This window comes from Streptomyces sp. NPDC034103 (assembly GCF_055575395.1).
This window is the reverse complement of the sequence record NZ_JBVISS010000005.1, coordinates 345021-364638: the sequence shown is the minus strand read 5'-3', so window position 1 is coordinate 364638 and position 19618 is coordinate 345021. Positions and strand designations below refer to the sequence as shown.

17 protein-coding genes are annotated in these 19618 nt (G+C 72.1%); 12 read left to right on the top strand and 5 right to left on the bottom strand.

Annotated elements, in window-relative coordinates; all coding sequences use genetic code 11:
• Positions 1-9: 9 nt before the first annotated feature.
• From ACZ56U_RS13445 to nudC, 3 genes are all read left to right on the top strand, one after another.
• Positions 10-3525 (top strand): UvrD-helicase domain-containing protein, encoded by a 3516-nt coding sequence (locus ACZ56U_RS13445; protein ID WP_469084154.1) that lies wholly within the window; start codon positions 10-12, stop codon positions 3523-3525.
• Between the two features lie 10 nt (positions 3526-3535).
• On the top strand, positions 3536-4948 hold the full coding sequence (locus ACZ56U_RS13440; protein ID WP_469084153.1) for a dipeptidase: 1413 nt from the start codon (positions 3536-3538) through the stop codon (positions 4946-4948).
• Positions 4949-5014: 66 nt separating this feature from the next.
• Positions 5015-5956, top strand: a complete 942-nt coding sequence (nudC, locus tag ACZ56U_RS13435) for an NAD(+) diphosphatase (RefSeq protein WP_469084152.1) — start codon at positions 5015-5017, stop codon at positions 5954-5956.
• A 249-nt stretch (positions 5957-6205) separates the two neighbouring features.
• Here the strand turns inward: nudC and ACZ56U_RS13430 are convergent, their stop codons facing one another.
• Complete coding sequence (locus tag ACZ56U_RS13430; RefSeq protein ID WP_391232974.1) at positions 6206-6463, bottom strand: mycoredoxin; 258 nt, start codon at positions 6461-6463, stop codon at positions 6206-6208.
• A 55-nt stretch (positions 6464-6518) separates the two neighbouring features.
• On the opposite strand from ACZ56U_RS13430, the gene ACZ56U_RS13425 reads away from it, so the two are divergent.
• The 5 genes from ACZ56U_RS13425 (at position 6519) to ACZ56U_RS13405 (ending at position 10549) form a co-directional block, all read left to right on the top strand.
• On the top strand, positions 6519-8846 hold the full coding sequence (locus ACZ56U_RS13425) for an ATP-dependent DNA helicase UvrD2 (protein ID WP_469084151.1): 2328 nt from the start codon (positions 6519-6521) through the stop codon (positions 8844-8846).
• Positions 8847-9010: 164 nt separating this feature from the next.
• On the top strand, positions 9011-9328 hold the full coding sequence (locus ACZ56U_RS13420) for a hypothetical protein (protein ID WP_469084150.1): 318 nt from the start codon (positions 9011-9013) through the stop codon (positions 9326-9328).
• 177 nt (positions 9329-9505) lie between these two features.
• On the top strand, positions 9506-9883 hold the full coding sequence (locus ACZ56U_RS13415) for a WhiB family transcriptional regulator (protein WP_391232972.1): 378 nt from the start codon (positions 9506-9508) through the stop codon (positions 9881-9883).
• Positions 9880-10203: a hypothetical protein gene (locus ACZ56U_RS13410; protein ID WP_469084149.1), complete on the top strand. Its 324-nt coding sequence runs from the start codon at positions 9880-9882 to the stop codon at positions 10201-10203. The genes ACZ56U_RS13415 and ACZ56U_RS13410 overlap by 4 nt, the downstream gene beginning before the upstream one ends.
• A gap of 136 nt (positions 10204-10339) precedes the next feature.
• On the top strand, positions 10340-10549 hold the full coding sequence (locus tag ACZ56U_RS13405) for a hypothetical protein (protein WP_469084148.1): 210 nt from the start codon (positions 10340-10342) through the stop codon (positions 10547-10549).
• 66 nt (positions 10550-10615) lie between these two features.
• Here the strand turns inward: ACZ56U_RS13405 and ACZ56U_RS13400 are convergent, their stop codons facing one another.
• On the bottom strand, positions 10616-11980 hold the full coding sequence (locus ACZ56U_RS13400; RefSeq protein WP_469084147.1) for an ABC1 kinase family protein: 1365 nt from the start codon (positions 11978-11980) through the stop codon (positions 10616-10618).
• A complete protein-coding gene (locus tag ACZ56U_RS13395) occupies positions 11973-13178 on the bottom strand; it encodes a TOMM precursor leader peptide-binding protein (RefSeq protein ID WP_469084283.1) in 1206 nt (401 codons plus the stop codon). The genes ACZ56U_RS13400 and ACZ56U_RS13395 overlap by 8 nt, the downstream gene beginning before the upstream one ends.
• Positions 13179-13532: 354 nt before the next feature.
• Between ACZ56U_RS13395 and ACZ56U_RS13390 the strand changes: the two genes are divergently transcribed.
• From ACZ56U_RS13390 to ACZ56U_RS13375, 4 genes are all read left to right on the top strand, one after another.
• Positions 13533-14129, top strand: coding sequence for a M48 metallopeptidase family protein (locus tag ACZ56U_RS13390; protein ID WP_469084146.1), 597 nt, complete (start codon positions 13533-13535; stop codon positions 14127-14129).
• A 287-nt stretch (positions 14130-14416) separates the two neighbouring features.
• Positions 14417-16129: a TerD family protein gene (locus ACZ56U_RS13385; RefSeq protein WP_469084145.1), complete on the top strand. Its 1713-nt coding sequence runs from the start codon at positions 14417-14419 to the stop codon at positions 16127-16129.
• 11 nt (positions 16130-16140) lie between these two features.
• A complete protein-coding gene (locus tag ACZ56U_RS13380) occupies positions 16141-16821 on the top strand; it encodes an AIM24 family protein (RefSeq protein WP_171141547.1) in 681 nt (226 codons plus the stop codon).
• A gap of 17 nt (positions 16822-16838) precedes the next feature.
• Positions 16839-17594, top strand: coding sequence for an AIM24 family protein (locus ACZ56U_RS13375; RefSeq protein ID WP_469084144.1), 756 nt, complete (start codon positions 16839-16841; stop codon positions 17592-17594).
• Positions 17595-17660: 66 nt separating this feature from the next.
• Here the strand turns inward: ACZ56U_RS13375 and ACZ56U_RS13370 are convergent, their stop codons facing one another.
• Entirely contained in the window at positions 17661-18182 is a 522-nt protein-coding gene (locus tag ACZ56U_RS13370; protein ID WP_469084143.1) for an NUDIX hydrolase, read from the bottom strand.
• Positions 18179-19615: a zinc-dependent metalloprotease gene (locus ACZ56U_RS13365; RefSeq protein ID WP_469084142.1), complete on the bottom strand. Its 1437-nt coding sequence runs from the start codon at positions 19613-19615 to the stop codon at positions 18179-18181. Before ACZ56U_RS13365 ends, ACZ56U_RS13370 begins: the two co-directional genes overlap by 4 nt.
• Positions 19616-19618 lie beyond the last annotated feature (3 nt).

Below are 19618 nucleotides of genomic sequence, written 5' to 3'. Positions count from 1 at the left end.
CTCTGCCACATGCCCGCCCGTCTCACCGATCCCGATCAGCTCAAGGAGCTCCTCGGCATCCCGTTCACCCCGGAGCAGATGGCCTGCATCGTCGCGCCGCCCGCCCCGCAGGTGATCGTCGCCGGTGCCGGCTCGGGCAAGACGACGGTGATGGCGGCGCGTGTGCTGTGGCTGGTCGGCACCGGCCAGGTCGCCCCCGAGCAGGTTCTCGGCCTCACCTTCACCAACAAGGCCGCCGGCGAACTCGCCGAGCGCGTCCGCAAGGCGCTCGTCAGGGCGGGCATCACCGACCCCGACGTCATCGACCCGGACAACCCGCCCGGGGAGCCGGTGATCTCCACCTACCACGCCTTCGCCGGCCGCCTGCTGACCGACCACGGCCTGCGCATCGGCCTGGAGCCGACCTCCCGCCTCCTCGCCGACGCCACCCGCTACCAGCTCGCCGCGCGGGTGCTGCGCGAGGCCCCCGGGCCCTACCCGTCGCTGACCCGCTCCTTCCCCGACCTCGTCGGCGACCTCCTCGCCCTCGACGCCGAACTCTCCGAACACCTCGTACGGCCGGAGGCCCTGCGCGCGTACGACGCGGAGCTGCTGCTCGGCCTCCAAGGCGCGAAACTCACCAACGCCGACCTGCGCAAGGTCCCCGAGGCGGCCGCCGCCCGCCGTGAACTCGCCGAACTGGTGGGCCGCTACCGCGCGGCCAAGCGCGAGCGCGACCTGCTCGACTTCGGCGACCAGATCGCCCTGTCCGCCGAACTCGCCCAGAACCCCGAGGTGGGCCGCATCCTGCGCGACGAGTTCCGCGTGGTCCTCCTCGACGAGTACCAGGACACCTCGGTCGCCCAGCGCATCCTGTTGGCGGGCCTGTTCGGCGGCGGCACCGGACATCCGGTGACCGCGGTCGGCGACCCCTGCCAGGCGATCTACGGCTGGCGCGGCGCCTCGGTCGCCAACCTCGACGACTTCCCCCAGCACTTCGCGCACGCCGACGGCCGGCCCGCGACCCGCCAGGCGCTCAGCGAGAACCGCCGCAGCGGCGGTCGCCTCCTCGACCTCGCCAACAGCCTCGCCGAGCCGCTGCGCGCCATGCACGCGGGCGTGGAGGCCCTCCGCCCGGCCCCCGGCGCCGAGCGCGACGGTGTGGTGCGCTGCGCCCTGCTGACCACCCACGCCGAGGAGATGGAGTGGATCGCGGACTCGATCGCCCATCTCGTACGGACCGGCAAGGCACCCGGCGAGATCGCCGTCCTGTGCCGCACGGCGACCGACTTCGCCGAGATCCAGGGCGCGCTGGTGGCCCGGGACATCCCGGTCGAGGTGGTCGGCCTGTCCGGACTGCTGCACCTGCCCGAGGTCGCCGACCTGGTCGCCGTCTGCGAGGTCCTCCAGGACCCCGGTGCCAACGCCTCCCTGGTCCGGTTGCTGACCGGGCCCCGCTGGCGCATCGGCCCGCGCGACCTCGCCCTGCTCGGGCGCCGGGCCCGGCTGCTCGTGGCCCACGCGCGCGTGGACGCGGGCGACGACCGGGACCGGCGGCTCGCCGAGGCCGTCGAGGGGATCGACCCGTCCGAGGTGATATCGCTGGCGGACGCCCTGGACACGTTCCTGGAGCTGCCGCTCGACATCGAGCACGAGGACGACGGACTCCCCTTCTCGCCGGACGCGCGCGTGCGGTTCGCCCGCCTGGCCACCGAGCTGCGCGACCTGCGCCGCTCGCTCTCGGACCCGCTGATGGACGTCCTGCACCGTGTCCTCGCCGTCACCGGTCTGGAGGTGGAGCTGTCGGCGTCACCGCACGCCCTGGCCGCCCGCCGCCGCGAGACCCTGTCCAACTTCCTGGACATCGCCGCCTCCTTCGCCGCGGGCGACGGCGAGGCGACCTTGCTGGCCTTCCTGGGTTTCCTGCGCACCGCCGCGCAGTACGAGAAGGGCCTCGACAACGCGCTGCCCGGCGGCGAGAACACCGTCAAGGTGCTCACCGCGCACAAGTCCAAGGGCCTGGAGTGGGACGTCGTCGCCGTGCCGGGCCTGGTCACCGGCACCTTCCCCAGCACCCAGGGGCGCGAGAAGTGGACCGCGCAGGGCAAGGTGCTGCCGCACGAGCTGCGCGGGGACGCGCCCACCCTGCCGGATGTCGAGGGCTGGGACGCACGCGGCCTGAAGGCCTTCCAGGAGGCCATGAAGGACCACCAGCACACCGAGGAGCTCCGCCTCGGCTATGTCACCTTCACCCGCCCCCGCTCCCTCCTCCTCGGCTCCGGTCACTGGTGGGGCCCGGCCCAGAAGAAGCCCCGCGGCCCCTCCGACTTCCTGCGGGCCCTGTACGAGCACTGCGAAGCGGGTCACGGCGAGATCGAGGCCTGGGCGGACGAGCCCGCCGAGGGCGCGGAGAACCCGGCCCTGCACCGGGCCGACGCCGACCAGGTCTGGCCCCTGCCCCTGGACGACGCGGCCCTGGCCCGCCGTCGCGCCGCTGCCGAGACCGTCCTCGCCCACCTGGACCGTCTCGCGGACGGCCATCCCGCGGCCGCCCACGACCCCGACACCTACGACGACCCCGACTGGCCACCGCCGCCCGAGGACGACGAGCCTCTCTTCGAAGAGGACGACCCCTTCTCCGATGCCTTCCCCGACGAATCCGCCGACTGGGACGCCTGGCCGACCGACCGCCCGACCGTCCCGCACCAGGCGACGGCACCCGACCCGGCCGGAACCGAGCACGCGCGTGCGCATCCCACGGACGCCGACACCTGGGAGCGCGCTGAGCCCGCCCGCCCCCGCCTGACCCCGGAGGAGGCCCGCACCCTCGCCTCCTGGGACCGCGACCTGGACGCCCTCACCGGCGAGCTCCTGCGCGCGCGGGAGGCCGTCACCGACGTACCCCTGCCCGCCGCGCTCACCGCCTCCCAGCTGCTGCGGCTGGCCGCGGACCCGGACGGGTTCGCGCAGGAACTCGCGCGCCCCATGCCACGCCCTCCACAACCGGCCGCGCGCCGAGGCACCCGGTTCCACGCATGGGTGGAAGCCCGTTTCGAAGCGCTGACGCTGCCCATGCTGGAGCCCGAGGAGCTGCCCGGCAGTGACGCCGAGATCGCGGACGAACGCGACTTGGAGGCCCTCAAGGACGCCTTCGAACGCACCGAGTTCGCCCACCGCACGCCCCACCGCGTCGAGGCGCCCTTCCAGCTCGCCATCGCCGGCCGCGTGGTGCGGGGCCGTATCGACGCCGTCTACAAGGAGGGCGACGGGGAGCGGGCGACGTACGAGATCGTGGACTGGAAGACCAGCCGGGACCGCTCCGCCGACCCGCTCCAGCTCGCCCTGTACCGGGTCGCCTGGGCCGAGCAGCAGGGGGTGCCCCTGGAGTCGGTGACGGCCGCGTTCCTGTACGTCCGCAGCGGTGAGGTGGTGCGACCGGGCGATCTCGCGGACCGGCGCGCGCTGGAGCGGCTGCTGCTGGAGGGTCCTTCCGCGCAAGCACAGTGTGAGGAACCGCCCAGCGAGGATGTCGGTGCGGGCCGATAGGCTCGTGACCATGAGCCATCCCGTTGACAGTGTCGTCAGCGCTGTCCGTACGTACATCGAGCAGCACCGCATCGCCTTCCTCGACGACCTCGCGGAATGGCTGCGCATTCCCTCCGTGTCGGCCCAGCCCGACCACGCGCCCGATGTACGCCGCAGCGCCGACTGGCTCGCCGCCACACTCCGGGAGACCGGCTTCCCGACCGTCGAGGTCTGGGAGACCCCGGGCGCCCCCGCTGTCTTCGCCGAATGGCCCGCCCAGGACCCCGGCGCCCCGACCGTCCTCGTCTACGGCCACCACGACGTGCAGCCCGCCGCCCTGGAGGACGGCTGGGACAGCGAGCCCTTCGAGCCGGTCGTGCGGGGCAACCGCCTCTACGCGCGCGGGGCCGCCGACGACAAGGGCCAGGTGTTCTTCCACACACTGGGTGTCCGCGCCCACCTCGCCGCCACCGGCCGTACCGCCCCCGCAGTCCACCTCAAGCTGCTGATCGAGGGCGAGGAGGAGTCCGGCTCCCCGCACTTCCGTGCCCTTGTCGAGGAGCGCGCGCAGCGGCTCGCCGCCGACGCGGTGATCGTCTCCGACACCGGCATGTGGGCCGAGGACACCCCGACCGTCTGCACCGGCATGCGCGGCCTCGCCGAGTGCGAGATCCGGCTCCACGGCCCCGACCAGGACATCCACTCCGGCTCCTTCGGCGGCGCCGTCCCCAACCCGGCGACCGCGGTGGCCCGCCTGGTCGCTGCCCTGCACGACGAGCACGCACGCGTGGCCGTCCCCGGCTTCTACGACGGCATCGTCGAGCTCACCGACCACGAGCGCGAACTCTTCGCCGAGCTGCCCTTCGACGAGCAGCGGTGGCTGCGCACCGCCACGTCGTACGCCACCCAGGGCGAGGCCGGGCACACCACCCTGGAGCGCGTCTGGGCCCGCCCCACCGCCGAGGTCAACGGCATCGGCGGCGGCTACCAGGGCCCCGGCAGCAAGACGATCATCCCGGCCTCCGCGATGGTGAAGCTGTCCTTCCGGCTGGTCGCCGGACAGGACCCCGACCACGTGGAGAAGGCCGTCCGCGCCTGGGTGGCCGATCAGGTGCCCGCCGGCATCCGCTGCGAGATCACGTTCGGTGCGGCCACGCGCCCGTGTCTGACCCCGCTGGACCACCCGGCCCTCCAGTCCGTCGTCCGCGCCATGGGCCGCGCCTTCGACAAGCCCGTCCGCTTCACCCGCGAGGGCGGCTCGGGGCCGGCGGCCGACCTCCAGGAAGTGCTGGACGCCCCGGTGCTCTTCCTCGGCATCTCGGTCCCCTCCGACGGCTGGCACGCGCCGAACGAGAAGGTCGAGCTCGACCTTCTCCTCAAGGGCGTCGAGGCCACCGCCTACCTGTGGGAAGACCTGGCGGAGCACTGGTCCCATGCGCCCTGACCGCCCCGAGTCCCGTCGCACGTCCCGCCGAAACAATCCGTTCCACCGGGGGAGTTGGAAGCACCCGTGACCACCTGGACCGACCACACCGCCGACCGACCCATCTCGCTCACCGCCGCCAGCGGCATCGACCGGGCCGCCCACCACCGGCTCGACGAGGCCTGGCTCGCGGCGGCGTGGAGCCACCCCACGACGCGCTGCTTCGTGGTCTCCGGCGGTCAGGTCCTCATCGACGAGACGGCCGACGGCCGGACCGAACTCGTCATGACACCGTCCTTCGAGGCCCCGCTCACCGAGGCACACCGCTACTTCCTCGGCATCGACGAGGACGGCGTGCGCTACTTCGCCCTCCAGAAGGACACACTGCCCGGCCGCATCGACCAGTCGGCGCGCCCGGCGGGCCTGCGCGAGGCCGGACTGCTGCTGTCGCCGCGCGACGCGGGCCTGATGGTGCACGCGGTCGGCCTGGAGAACTGGCAGCGCACCCACCGCTTCTGCTCCCGCTGCGGCGACCGCACCGTCATCGCCGCCGCCGGCCACATCCGCCGCTGCCAGGCCTGCGGCGCCGAGCACTACCCGCGCACCGACCCGGCCGTGATCATGGCCGTCACCGACGAGGACGACCGCATCCTGCTCGGCCGCCAGGTCCACTGGCCCGAGGGCCGCTTCTCGACGCTCGCCGGGTTCGTCGAGCCCGGGGAGTCCATCGAGCAGGCGGTGCGCCGCGAGGTCTTCGAGGAGGCCGGCGTCACCGTAGGCCCTGTCGAGTACGTCGCCAGCCAGCCCTGGCCGTTCCCGTCCAGCCTCATGCTCGGCTTCCTGGCCCGCGCCACCACCACCGAGATCAACGTCGACGGCGACGAGATCAGCGAGGCCCGCTGGTTCTCCCGCGACGAACTGGGTGCCGCCTTCGACTCCGGCGAGGTCCTGCCGCCCTACGGCATCTCGATCGCGGCCCGCTTGATCGAGCTCTGGTACGGCAAGCCGCTGCCGACGCGCAGCGTGTAGCTCTGGTACGGCAAGCCGCTGCCGACGCGCAGCGTGTGACGACACGCGAGCGGGGCCGCTGCCCACCGGGAGCGGCCCCCTGTCGCGTCGTACGGCACGTCAGTCCAGCAGCGCGGCGGTGACGACGTTCTCCGGGCACACGTCGTTCGCCAGGTCGATCGCGCTGTCGCCGAGCCGCCCCGCACAGGCCGGGTACACAAAACCCCCGATCGGCGCCAGGCCGGTCGGGGGTCGTGGGCCTCAGGTGACTCAGACGCCGAGCGCCTGCTTCACCTGGGCAAGGCTCGGGTTCGTCATCACGACCTCAGCGCCACCGGTGGAGGGAACCACCTGGACGGTCGGGACCGTCTGGTTGCCGCCGTTCGCCTTCTCGACGAACGCCGCGGACGCCGGGTCCTGCTCGATGTTGATCTCGGTGTACGCGATGCCCTCGCGGTCCAGCTGCTTCTTCAGCCGCTGGCAGTAACCGCACCACGTGGTGCTGTACATCGTCACAGTGCCCTGCATGTCTCGCGCGCTCCTCTGTTGGCTCGGGGGAGAAGGTCGTCCAGGGGGAGAACGCATGCCGCCCGGGTGCCATTCCCGGCCCGCTCCGCCCTGGCAGGTGATGCCTGCCGCATTAGTACGACTGCGAGCCCCCACCTGTGGACAACCGGCACAGCCGTCTCCGCCGACCTGGCAGCATGGCGGTGTGACAGCAGCAACGCACTCCTCGCTCTTCCCGCAGGTCCCCGACTCGGCCGACGCGGTGCTCGAAGGGCTCGACCCCGAGCAGCGCGAGGTGGCCACCGCCCTGCACGGCCCGGTGTGTGTGCTGGCCGGCGCCGGGACGGGCAAGACGCGGGCGATCACCCACCGCATCGCCTACGGAGTGCGCGCCGGCATCCTCCAGCCCTCCAGCGTGCTGGCCGTCACCTTCACCAACCGTGCCGCCGGGGAGATGCGCGGCCGGCTCCGCCAGCTCGGCGCCGCTGGGGTTCAGGCCCGCACCTTCCACTCGGCCGCCCTGCGCCAGCTCCAGTACTTCTGGCCCAAGGCGGTCGGCGGCTCCATGCCCCGGCTCGTCGACCGCAAGATCCAGCTGGTCGCCGACGCGGCCGCCGCCTGCCGCATCCGACTCGACCGGGGGGAGCTGCGGGACGTCACCGCCGAGATCGAGTGGTCCAAGGTCACCCAGACCGTCCCCGCCGACTACGCCCCCGCCGCCGCCAAGGTGGGCCGCGTGGCACCCCGCAATCCCGGTGAGATCGCCCAGCTCTACGCCGCCTACGAGGACCTCAAGCGCGAGCGCGGAGTGATCGACTTCGAGGACGTCCTGCTGCTGACGGTGGCGGTCCTCCAGGACCGGCACGACATCGCCGACCAGGTCCGCACCCAGTACCAGCACTTCGTCGTCGACGAGTACCAGGACGTCAGCCCCCTCCAGCAGCGCCTGCTGGAGCTGTGGCTCGGCGACCGGGACAGCCTCTGCGTGGTCGGCGACGCCAGCCAGACGATCTACTCGTTCACGGGCGCAACCCCCGACCATCTGCTCGACTTCCGTACCCGCCACCCCGGGGCCACGGTCGTCAAGCTGGTCCGCGACTACCGCTCCACCCCGCAGGTCGTCCGTCTCGCCAACGGCCTGCTCGCCCAGGCCAGCGGCCGCGCGGCCGATCACCGCCTGGAACTGGTCTCCCAGCGCGCCCCCGGGCCCGAGCCGGTCTACACCGAGTACACCGACGAGCCCGCCGAGGCCGAGGGCGCCGCCCGGCGCATCCGTGAGCTGATGGTCGCCGGCGTCCCCGCCGCCGAGATCGCCGTCCTGTTCCGTACGAACGCCCAGTCCGAGACCTACGAGCAGGCCCTCGCCGACGCGGGCGTCCCCTACCAGCTGCGTGGCGCGGAGAGGTTCTTCGACCGCCCTGAGGTGCGCAGGGCCATCGTCAACCTGCGCGGCGCGGCCCGCTTCGGCGGCAACGACTCGCGGCTGGACGACGCCCCCGACCTGCCCTCCCAGGTGCGCGCCGTGCTCTCCGGCGAGGGCTGGACCTCCGAGCCCCCGGCGGGCTCCGGCGCGGTCCGGGAACGCTGGGAGTCGCTGGCCGCCCTGGTGAACCTGGCGCAGGACTTCGCCGCCGCCAGAACCGGCGCCACGCTCGCCGACCTCGTCGCGGAACTGGACGAGCGGGCCGGTGCCCAGCACGCTCCGACCGTCCAGGGCGTCACCCTCGCCTCCCTGCACTCGGCGAAGGGCCTGGAGTGGGACGTCGTGTTCCTGGTCGGGGTCGCCGAGGGCATGATGCCGATCACCTACGCAAAGACCGACGAGCAGATCGAGGAGGAACGCCGCCTCCTCTATGTCGGTGTCACCCGTGCCCGCGAGCACCTGCATGTCTCCTGGGCGCTCTCCCGCGCGCCCGGCGGGCGTCCCACCCGGCGCCCCAGCCGCTTCCTCGACGGCCTGCGACCCGGTTCGACCGGCACCGCCGGGCGCGGCGCCGCGGTCGGGTCCCCGGGCGTGGAGCGCGGCTTCAGAAACGGCGGGGCGGAGGCCCGGCCGCGCCGCACCCAGCGCACCCCGGCCCGCTGCCGGGTCTGCGGCCGCACTCTGACCGACGCCGGTGAGATGAAGCTGATGCGGTGCGAGGACTGTCCGTCGAACATGGACGAGGGCCTCTACGAGCGGTTGCGCGAGTGGCGGGCGGAGCAGGCTCGGCGCAGTGGACAGCCCGCGTTCTGCGTCTTCACCGACAAGACGCTGATGGCGATCGCGGAGGCCGTCCCCGACGACGAGGGGGAGCTGGCGCGGATCTCCGGGGTCGGGGTCCGCAAGTTCAACCGGTACGGGGCCGATGTGCTGGCGATCTGCGCAGGCCAGGACCCCGGGGCGGAAGAAGTTGGGAACTGATCCGAACTCGTCGAGAAAATAGTTTGCGCATGCCCCAGCGATCCCCATAGGTTCTTAGCCACGGGAACGGAAGCCTTCTCGAAGGCCCTATTCCCATGCTCTACTTACATACCCGTAGGACTGGTCCGACCAGTCCCCCGAGACGCCGAGAGGAGGCGAGACCAGTGACCAGGATCAACACCAGCTTCACCGTGAAAATGACCGATCGCTCGGTCGTCGCTTCCCTGTGCATGCTCGCCGTCTCGAACCAGGGCACCGGTCTGTCCGGCATTCGTGCCGCCCAGTCCGCGTCCTCCGTGTCTCTCGCGGGTCTTCCCGTTCGTGAGCGCAATGAGCGACCGACCAAGGCACTGGAAGCAGTAGAGGGACAGGCGCACGCCTATGCCTTTACGGCGGCCGGTGCCGCAAGCCGGAAGCAGACGACGCAGCACCACCTGATGTGGGCCTTCCGTGGGCCAGAACCCTGGAGTGATCCAGCCTGATCGTCGATCAGGCCGGCGCCTTCAGGGCCGCGGAACCCCATCCGGGATCCGCGGCCCTTCTGTTTGTCCCCGAACGGGGATGACGGAGCCGAAGGGGCCTCGGGACAAGAAAAGACCCGGTACCAAGCCGACCACCGGTCCAACAGGGCCGGGCCGACCAGACGAGGAAGACCAACCGTGCAACTCGAAGCGCACGCCCCGTCCGTACCGCCTTCCGAAACGATCCCCCCGCCCGGCCTCACGGAGGACTCCGCCTTGACCCCGCTCAGCCCCCTCACCGCGCTCACCGCGCTCGACGACGCCATCGAGAACCTCGGCGTGCCCGTCCCCTGCCGTTCCTACGACCCGGAGGTCTTCTTCGCCGAGTCGCCGGCCGACGTCGAGTACGCCAAGTCCCTCTGCCGCACCTGCCCGCTGATGGAGGCCTGCCTCGCTGGCGCGAAGGAGCGGCGTGAGCCCTGGGGCGTCTGGGGTGGGGAGCTGTTCGTCCAGGGTGTCGTCGTCGCCCGGAAGCGGCCGCGTGGCCGCCCGCGCAAGAACCCGGTCACAGCATGAACACAGCAGGAACGATCGACCACCCCTTCACGCACGACCCCAAGAAGCAGGCCCCGATGAAGCCGTCCACCACCGAGCCCGCAGGCTCCGCGATTCCAGACTTCACGATCACCGGCGCGAGCGACTTGCGCCAGAACAGGACCCGAGAGATGCAACTCCAACCAGAAGCCCTGGCTCGTGCGCATATGCACGAGCGACTGCATGAGGCGCAGCGGGAGCGCCGGGCCATCAGCCTGGCCGCCGCGCGCCGGATGCAGCGCCGGGCCGAGCGCGCCTCGATGCGCGCCCGCCGTGCGCTGGCCCTCGCGGTCATGCAGTAGCCGACATCATCTGAAGCGATGCCCTCCCGGAAGCCGGAAGGGCGAAAGCTCCCCGCGGGGCCGGTCCGTCCGAACGGACCGGCCCCGCGGTGCGTTGTGCCCGGCGATCCGGCGGCTGCGGCGATATCGTCGCCGCGTGACGAGTCCTTCCGGAGGCAGTGACGACGGCTGCTTCACCCCCGAGCCCCGGACCCTCGAATGTGCCCGTTGCGGCACCACGGCCGACGGGCCCCGGCCCACCTGGACCTGCTCCATGGACAACGGCGTCCGTCAGTACCTCTGCGACACCTGCTCCAGGGAGAACCTCAGGGCGATCGAGGGACGCCTGGACCCGGCCTGGTGGTAGCCCGGTCCGCCGAGGCGCACGGCGCACCGGGGCTCGACCTGGTCGCGGCCCCGGTCCGTCGAGAACTCACGCCTCGGCCGCTGCCTCCTCCTCCGTCTCCCGCGCCACGAACCCCGGCAGCCACTCCTCCAGTTCCTCACGCAGCCGGACCGTCGCGCCCAGCTGGCACAGGACGCCGATGGTGCTGAGCGTGACCCGGTGGATCAGGAGGTAGGCCGGGGGCAGGTTGAGCTGCTTGCCCAGTTGGTAGGCGGGGGAGCGGATGTCGCCTATGCGGGCCGCCTGGCTGCGCATCCAGCCGCGGGTGAAGGTGAACTCGTCGAGCAGGGCCGGTTCTATGATCGGCAGCAGGTAGTCGAGGACGGCCTCGGGGTCCAGCTCTATGGACTCCTTGACGAAGCCCTCCAGACACAGCAGTTCGTAGACGGCCTCGGCCTCGCCGTCCAGAGTCATCCGCAGGGACTCGCCGATGGGGGTCGGCAGGCCGCCCGGGAGCCGGTCGACCGTGCCGAAGTCCAGGACGCCCAGGCGCCAGTCGTCCTCGCCGGCCGGGCCGCCGGGCAGCAGGCGGAAGTTGCCGGGGTGCGGGTCGGCGTGGAGCAGGCCGGTGCGGGCCGGGCCGGAGAAGAGGAAGCGGGCCAGCAGCTGGCCGGCGCGGTCGCGCTGCTCGGGGGTGCCGTCCGCGATGATCTCCGACAGGGGGACGCCGTCCATCCACTCGGTGATCAGGATCTGGTCGCACTGGTGGACCACCGCGGGCACCACGACGTCCGGGTCGCCCTCGAACTCCTCGGCGTGGACCTGCTGGGCCTGTGCCTCCAGGCCGTAGTCCAGCTCCTCGGAGACCCGGTCCTTCAGTTCCGCGATGAGCGGTTTGATGTCCATACCGGGGATGAGCGGGCCCAACAGTCGGGCGAAGCGGCTCAATTGGTTCAGGTCGGACAGCAGGGCCTCGCCGGCCCCGGGGTACTGCACCTTGACCGCCACCTCGCGGCCGTCGGCCCACACGGCGTGGTGCACCTGGCCGATCGACGCCGCGGCCGAGGGCTTTTCCTCGAACTCCAGGAACAGCTCCTGCCAGTCCTCCCCGAGCCGCTCCGCCAGCACCTTGTGCACGGTGCGCGTCGGCATCGGCGGCGCCGCCTCCTGGAGCTTCGTCAGCGCGGCGCGGTAGGGGCCGGCGACCTCCTCGGGCAGGGCCGACTCGAAGACGGACAGGGCCTGGCCGAACTTCATCGCCCCGCCCTTGAGCTCGCCGAGCACCTTGAACAACTGCTCCGCCGTGCGCTGTTGCAGCTCACGGCCGACGATCTCCGCGGACTCCCCGACGATTCTCTTGCCGAGCCCCCACGTGGCCCGGCCGGCGAAGCCGAGCGGGAGCGCGGCGAGCTTGGCGGTCCGGGTGACCGCCTTTCGGGGAAGATCAGACATGCGCCCTCCAGGTCCCTGCCGGCCGTGCCGTATCCGCAGTGCGGCGCAACTCCTTCGACGGCCCTTGCCCCGCCATTGTCTCGTGTGACTCCCCTTCGGTGGCGGTGTGTTCCTCGTTACCTTTCGCAGCGGCCCCGCACGGGCATGCGGGATGGGCCCAGACCGGCCGCGCGTGCCAGTTCAGGGCGGGCAGGGACACCTCCCAGCGGGCACCGGCGCTCGACGGTGTCCGGCCGTCGAGGAAGGAGAGGGCGTGCGCCGCCGCCAGACCCGCCACCGTGGTGGCCAGTGCCAGGTCGCACGGGCGCACGTGCCGCGACCGCCCCGAACCCGAGCGCCACTGCGCGACCAGCCGGGGCCAGACCGGATCCCGGTCGGCGCGCCCCTCGTGCAGACAGCCCGCGCAGCTCGTCACTCCGGGCAGGACCAGCGGCCCGACGACACCGGTCGCCTCCACGACGCCGGCGTACAGATGGGGCGTACCGGAGTCGACCAGGAGGTCGGCGGTCGGCGGGGCGTGCACCGCCACGTCGTCCCTCGGGGCGAGGATCACCAGCGAGTAGCCGGGCTCACCGTCCACGGAGGGTGACCGGCGCGGGGCGCGGTCCGGCGCGGATCGGCGTACCGCGCGCCGCGCCGCCTCGTCCCGGCGCTCGCCGATTGCCTCGGCGGGCAGCCCGCCCGGCGCCACGTCCCACGGCTGCACCTCGCCGACGTCCCGCACGTCGACCTCGCCGACCCCGGCGCCGGACAGCAGCGCGGCCAGCATCGCGCCCACCCGGCCGGCACCCCTGACCTGCACGCGCAGCGCGCGCCGGGTGGCCAGCAGTCCCATCGCCTCGCCCGGTTCGGACGTCGTCAGCGACAGCGAGGCCAGGTCCGGGCGGAGCCGGTCGAGAACCCGCTTCTTCCTGCGCAGGGCGTCACCGGCCGGGCCGCCCCCGCGCGCGTCGTCGAGCAGCCCGGAGCGCGCCAGCCCCTCCAGGAGCCGGTCGACATGACCGTCGGGCAGATCCATGCGCCGCCCCTCCTCACGCAGCAGCCCCGGACCGCGGGTGCCGTTGAGCAGGTCGAGAAAGCTGCCCGTCGCCGTGTCCATCGGACCCAGCGTCATCGCGTGCGCCGGGGTCATCCCGAACTGCACGGTGTTGAGGTCGCGCCAGCCGCGCCGCAGAGCGGGCTTGACCAGCGGAACCAGCGGGATCGCCGTGACCGGCGGATCTTGTGAAGACTGCATGACAGGCCCCCGTAGCCGTGATGGAACAACCGTGATGGAACAACCGTGTGGAACAGCCGTGCTGAAACACACCGTGAAGGAACGGCTGTGATGGGAACGGCCGCGATGGAACGCCCCGTCCGCCGCCGAAGACCGTTGGGCGGTCGGCCGTGGTTTCCGACGGCGATGCCAGCATGCCTGGCCCCGCCGGCCGGTGCCGAAAGTTGTCCACAGGCGGTGGGTATTCGTCGTACAAATCAAACGCATGGTGGGGGATCCGGACCGAACCGTCCCGGAGTCGGGACTTCCACCGTGTACAGCGGGTAACGTCGGGGCGTGTCCGCCGACCCACTTCACCGCGCCGGAACACCACAGCGACGCACGTCGAGCCAGCCGCCGAACGGCTCGGGTGCGAGCGCGATCGAGGTGCGCAGGAGCGCCCGCCGACGCAGGACGGTCTCCGCGTACCGCGAGGGCGACCGCACCGTCGTGCTGATCCCTGCCCGGATGTCCGAGGCGGAGGAGCAACGCTGGGTGAGCGTCATGCTCGACAAGCTGGCCGCCCAGGAGAGCAAGAGGGTGCTCGGGGACGCGGAGCTGTCCGAGCGCGCCGAGCGGCTGTCGGCCCAGTACTTCGACGGACGCGCCCGGCCCAGTTCGGTGCGCTGGGTCACCAACCAGAACACCCGGTGGGGGTCGTGCACCCCGGCCGAGGGCAGCATCCGGCTCTCGCACCGGCTCCAGGGCATGCCCGAGTACGTCGTCGACTACGTCCTCGTCCACGAGCTCGCCCATCTGCTCGTCCCCGGACACGGGCCGCGTTTCTGGCGGCTGCTGGAGGCGTATCCGCGCACCGAGCGGGCCCGGGGTTACCTCGAGGGCGTCGTCGCCGCCGACCGCCTGCCCCATCTGCCGGGCGCGCGCGGAGACTGACCCGCGCGGTGTGACGTACGCCCCGCGCGGAGCGCGACCGGCACGGTCACGAGCGCGCCGCGCGGAGAGTCCCCCGAGGATCCACCCCGCGCCCCGCGCCCGCGCCCGCGCCCCGCGCCCGCGCCCCCGCGGCCCCGCGCCCCGCGCGGAGACCGATCGGCTCGGTCCCCCCGCACCCCCCGTCAGCGGAGTTGTGTACCGGGTCTGTACCGACTTCCTCCGTTGTCCGAGTTTGCCGTTAGCCTGGCGCGACGCACTCGCATTTGGATGGGGGACGGTCGTTACGCATGGCCAGGGAATTCCAACGCGGCCACAAGGCCAAGGTCAGTGACCTCACCGCGGGCACCGATCTGTACGTAGGCGTGCAGATCACCGGCCCCGGACTGAGCTTCGACATCAGCTGCTTCGGTCTCGACGCCGACGAACGGCTCTCGGACGACCGGTACTTCATCTTCTTCAACCAGCCGAAGTCCCCCGAGGAGTCCATCCAGCTCCTGGGCGCCCAGGCGGGTGACACGGAGTCCTTCCGCGTCACCCTCGACCGGATCCCGGCGCAGATCCAGAAGCTGTCCTTCACCGCGACGATCGACGGCGCCGGGCAGATGTCCCAGGTCGCCCCGGGATACCTCCGGATCGTGGCCGGCGGCGAGGAGGTGGCCCGCTACTCCTTCACCGGCTCGGAGTTCACCACCGAACGTGCCGTGATGCTGGGCGACTTCTACCTGAAGGACGTCTGGCGGTTCGCCGCGGTCGGCCAGGGCTTCGACGGCGGCCTCGAGGCGCTGCTGAAGAACTTCGGCGGCGAGGTCGCCGAGGAGGAGGCCCCCGCGGCACCGCCGCAGCCGCAGGCCGGCGCCAACCTGGGCTTCGCCCCGCCCGCCCAGGGCACCGCGCCCCCCTCGTTCGGCGCCCCGCCGGCCCCCGCGCCCGCCCCGGCCCCGCAGGGCTTCGCGCCCCCGCCCGGAGCGACCCCGCCCCCGGCACCGGCCCCCGCGCCGAACGTGCACTCCCAGCCCACCATCGTCGCGCCCATGACCCCGCCCGGCGGTGCCCCGGTCCCGCCCCCGGCCGCGCCCTACGGTCAGCCGCAGCAGCCCCCGTACGGCCAGGCCCCCGGCCAGACCGCCCCGCTGCCCCCCGGCTACGGCGCCCAGCCCCAGGCCCCGCACGCACCCCACGCCCCGGCCCCGCCGCCCGGCTACGGTCAGCCGACCCCGCCCCCGGGCTACGGCCAGCAGCCCCCGTACGGCCAGGCACCGGGTCAGCCGGCTCCGTACGGCGCGCCCCAAGGCATGCCGCACGGCGCGCCCCAGGGCATGCCGCACGGCGCGCCCCAGGCCGCCGGTGTCGCGGGCGCCCTCGCCCAGTTCAAGGAGACCCCCACCGGCCAGCGCTGGACGCAGCAGAACAAGAAGCTCGTCCGCGTCGACCTCGGCATCGGCGGGCAGGCCGTGCTGGCCCGGCAGGGCAGCATGGTGCTCTACCAGGGCAAGGTCGACTTCAGCTACAAGGGCGCCGGGTTCGCCGGCCGGGTCGTCGGCAACGCGACCGGCCAGGAGATGCAGCTGATGCGCTGCACCGGCCAGGGCCAGGTCTTCCTCGCCGAGAACTCCACGATGCTGCACCCGATCGAACTCCAGGGCGACGGCATCTGCGTCTCCGCCGAGAACGTCCTCGCCTTCGACGAGGGCCTCCAGTACGAGGTCCGCCGTATCGAGGGCCACGGCATCCCCGGCGGCGCGCTGTTCACGATGATGTTCCAGGGCACCGGCACGATCGTCCTCAAGACGCACGGCACGCCCGTGGTGCTGCCGGTCACGCCCACGACGTTCGCCGACGCCAACGCCGTGGTCGCCTGGTCCTCCGCCGCCCAGGTGGTCGTATCCAGCCAGGTGCGGATGCGCCGCAACGCCTACCCCGGCGACACCGGTGAGAGCGTGAACCTCCAGTTCCGCGCGGCGCCCGGCAACTTCATCGTCGTCCAGCCGTACGAGATCTGAGGGAGTCCGTCATGAACCAGCCACTCGCGGGCTTCGCTCCCGCACCCGTCACCGCCCGCATGGAGAACCACGGCAACCACATGGCGAAGATCGCCATGCAGACCGGGAACGACCTCTTCGCGCGCGTGGGCTCGATGGTCGCCTACGAGGGCTTCGTCCAGTACGAGCCCAACCCGCCGGCCGTGCGCCAGATCGCCAAGGACTGGATGACCGGCGAGGGCGCGCCCCTGATGAAGTGCTCCGGCGACGGACTGCTCTACCTCGCCGACTACGGCGCCAACGTGGTCGTCATCAACCTCAACGGCGACGGCATCTCCGTCAACGCCACCAACCTGCTCGCCTTCGACGCGCACCTCACCTGGGGCGTCGAGCGGGTCAAGGGCCTGGCCAAGTTCGCCGGACAGGGGCTGTGGAACACCAAGATCTCCGGGCAGGGCTGGGTCGCGCTGACCTCCCGGGGCAAGCCGATCGTCGTCGACTGCGGCGGCGGCGAGGACGAGACGTACGTCGACCCCGACGCGCTCGTCGCCTGGTCGCCCAACCTCAAGGTCAAGGGCAAGCGCAGCTTCAAGGCGCAGTCGCTCATCGGCCGGGGCAGCGGTGAGGCCTACCAGATGGCCTTCTCCGGCCAGGGCATCGTCGTCGTCCAGCCCAGCGAGGACAGCACCGACCGCCTCCGGGTCCGGGGCTGAGGGGGAGCCAGAACGTCATGCAGAGTCCGCTTTTCGCCTACAACGACCAGCAGACCCAGGAGCGCTGGGCACTGCAGAACAAGCAGATGCTCCGCGTCACCCTGGAGGGTCACGACGACATCCTCGCCCGCAAGGGCACGATGGTCGCCTACCAGGGTCTGATGGAGTTCGACGCCGAGTACCAGAGCAACCAGCAGGGACGCGCGCGTGCGCGGACCGGCGAGGGCCTGGACCTCATGCGCTGCCACGGGCAGGGCACGGTCTACCTCGCCAACCTCAAGCAGCACGTCCACCTGGTCGATGTGGAGCAGGACGGCCTGACCGTCGACAGCTCCTACGTCCTTGCCATGGACTCCTCGCTGCACCACGAGGTCATCGCCGTCGACAGCCTCTACGGCATCTCCGGCTCGGGGAAGTACCAGCTCAACATCACCGGTCGCGGCAAGGTCGCCCTCATGACCTCCGGCGCGCCGCTGATGATGCAGGTGACGCCCGACAAGTACGTCAACTGCGATGCCGACGCGATCGTCGCCTGGTCGACCTCGCTGCGTGTCCAGATGCAGGCCCAGACGCACTCCTCCGGAGTGTTCCGGCGCCGGGGCAACACCGGTGAGGGCTGGGAGCTCAGCTTCATGGGAACCGGTTACGCCATCGTCCAGCCCAGCGAGCTGATGCCTCCGCAGAACGCCCAGATCGGCTCCGGCCTCGCCGCGCAGTACGGCATGGGCCAGCAGGGGGCCCGGGGACAGAACCAGGGCAACGCCTGGAGTTAGCCGCACCCAGAGGCAGGTGTAAGGGGCGACCACCATGGGCGGTCGCCCCTTACACACGTCCGGCGGTCACAGCCGGGCGCGCGTCGCTTCCAGCAGTCGTACGACCGACTCGTCGGCGACGTCCGCCACCTCGTCGTAGGGGAACCAGCGCACGTCCAGGGACTCGTCGCTGATCTCGTGGACCGCGCCCGGCGGAGCGACGACCGCGTACTGGACGTCGAGGTGCCAGTGGCAGGGGGCCGGGATCGGATGGCGGTCCAGCCGCACCGGGCCGCCCGGGAGCAGCGTCAGCCCGGTGATGCCCGACTCCTCCGTGGCCTCACGCAGGGCCGCCGCCTCCAGCGAGACGTCACCCGGCTCGCAGTGCCCGCCCATCTGGAGCCACATCCGCAGCTTCCGGTGGAGCGTGAGCAGCACCTGCCCGCGCGACGGGTCGACGACCAGCGCGCTCGCCGTGATGTGGCCCGCGTGGCAGGCCTTCCACATGCCGTCCGGGTGCTCCGCGAGATGGTCCAGGTAGACCTGGCGCAGCTCTTCCTGGTCCTCGTAATCCTTCAGTACGAGGACCGCGTCGTCGAACAGGCTCACTCGGTGTCGTCGCCCTTGTCGTCCGTGTCGGTGTCCTTCTTCTTCAGGTCGGGCTTCTGCGCCGCCTCGCCGAGCATCTTGTCCAGCTCGGAGAAGTCCAGCTGCTCGCGGTGGACGAAGCCGTCCGGGTCGTCCAGGTCGGAGGCGGTCGGCAGCATGTCCGGGTGGGCCCACAGACCGTCCCGGCCGTCGACACCGCGCGCGTCCGTGAGCGAGGCCCACAGCCGGGAGGCGTCCCGCAGCCGGCGCGGACGCAGCTCCAGGCCGATCAGCGTGGCGAAGGTCTGCTCGGCCGGGCCGCCCGAGGCGCGCCGGCGGCGCAGGGTCTCGCGCAGCGCGTCCGCCGACGACAGGCGGGGCTTCGCGGCCGCGTGGACCACCGCGTCCACCCAGCCCTCCACCAGCGCCAGAGCCGTCTCCAGACGGGCCAGGGCCGCCTTCTGCTCCGGGGTGTCCTCCGGCTGGAACATGCCCTGCTGGAGCGCGTCCTGGAGCTGCTCGGGATTCTGCGGGTCGAACTGGCCGACCACGTCCTCCAGCTTGGCGGTGTCGACCTTGATCCCGCGCGCGTAGCCGTCGACCGCGCCGAACAGGTGCGAGCGCAGCCAGGGCACATGCGCGAAGAGGCGCTGGTGGGCGGCCTCGCGCAGGGCGAGATACAGCCGCACCTCGTCCTTGGGCACGCCCAGGTCCTTGCCGAACGCCTCGATGTTCACCGGCAGCAGCGCGGCCTTGCCGGCCGGACCGAGCGGCAGGCCGATGTCGGTCGAGCCGACGACCTCGCCCGCCAGCACGCCGACGGCCTGCCCGATCTGGGTGCCGAACATGGCGCCGCCCATCGAGCGCATCATGCCGATCAGCGGGCCGGCCATGGCCTGCATCTCCTCCGGCAGCACGTCGCCCATGGCGGTGCCGACGCGCTCGGCGACCGGGTCGACGAGCTCCTTCCACGCGGGCAGGGTCGCCTCGACCCACTCCGCGCGGGACCAGGCCACGGCGGAGCCCGCGCCGGACGGCAGGGACGTCGCGTCGTCGAGCCACAGGTCGGCCAGGCGGACGGCCTCCTGGACGGCGGTGCGCTCGCCGGGGCCGACGCTCGCGTCCTTGGTGCCGTCGGCGGTGCCCTGGGAGACCGTCTGGCGGGCGATCTGCTTGGCCATGTCCCAGTTCACCGGTCCGCCCTCGTACGAGAGCATCTGGCCCAGCTGCTGGAAGGCGGCGCCCAGGTCGTTGGGGTTCAGGGAGCCGAACATTGCGGCGAACGGGTTGTCGGCGCCAGGGGCGCCGAAGCCGCCGGCTCCGGGCAGCCCGCCGAAACCGAACGGGTTGGCCGGGCCCTGACCACCACCGCTCTGCTGGTCCTTCTTCTTGCCCTCGTCGCCGTCTTCCGGCTCCTCCGGCGGAAGGCCGAATCCGAATGGGGTGTCACTCACGGG